At 68.7% G+C, this 265-nt stretch carries 1 protein-coding gene; it reads left to right on the top strand.

Features of this window, described 5'->3' with window-relative positions; all coding sequences use genetic code 11:
- The first annotated feature begins 13 nt into the window (after positions 1–13).
- Entirely contained in the window at positions 14–160 is a 147-nt protein-coding gene (locus E0702_RS21075) for a hypothetical protein (protein WP_368816928.1), read from the top strand.
- Positions 161–265: the final 105 nt, after the last annotated feature.

The raw sequence follows: 265 nt of genomic DNA, 5'->3' as shown, positions 1-265 counted from the left end.
GTGCGCCATCGCGGTGCCGATCCACGACACAGAGGATCGCTTCCTGACGGCCCTGGCTATCCACGCCCCGATGCAACGCCACAGCCCCGACAGCCTTGCGGAGCGTGCCCTGGCGCCTTTGCAGGAGGCGGCGGGCAAGCTTAGCGCGCTGTTGGTCTAGGGCGGCGCCCGGCGGCATTGCCGAAGCTTCGGACAATACTCGCGCACCAGAGGGCTTGGAGATCGAGCTGCGCGCGCGCCTCGTCAATGCATGGCGGCGCTGCAG

Origin of the sequence: Halomonas marinisediminis (genome assembly GCF_004347715.1) — a bacterium.
In the GTDB taxonomy this organism is placed as follows: Bacteria; Pseudomonadota; Gammaproteobacteria; order Pseudomonadales; family Halomonadaceae; genus Halomonas; species Halomonas icarae.
The sequence above is the reverse complement of the archived record's forward strand: the minus strand, read 5'-3'. Positions and strand labels throughout refer to the sequence as shown.